We start from the raw sequence: 314 nt of genomic DNA on the forward strand, positions 1-314 counted from the left end.
AATTGCAACGGTTTGGCCATTCACCACGATAGGTTTGGCGATAAAACTAGCGGGTGCATTATAGGAGGGGAGATATTGTTTGTAGTCTGCGAAAGCGCTGATTGTCGGATCCGTTGAGTCCTTCAGTTCTCGATAAAGAGAAGCTAGATTACTATTGGCATAGGGACCCGATTCCAGTGATGTAGCAAAATCAACTTCTTTAAATACAGAATAGACAACATTTCCATTACTTGGATCGATGATAAAGATATCGTAAAACTCATAAATGTCGGCGATATTGAGCATATATGGATGGTAACTGCGGTGAGCAAGGT

The 314-nt window shown here is 41.4% G+C and carries 1 pseudogene; it reads right to left on the minus strand.

What is annotated here, in order from left to right:
- Nucleotides 1–314 (minus strand): annotated as a pseudogene (locus CWB98_RS23660) (hypothetical protein); the annotation flags it as partial.

The organism is Pseudoalteromonas rubra (assembly GCF_005887115.1).
In the GTDB taxonomy this organism is placed as follows: domain Bacteria; phylum Pseudomonadota; class Gammaproteobacteria; order Enterobacterales; family Alteromonadaceae; genus Pseudoalteromonas; species Pseudoalteromonas rubra_F.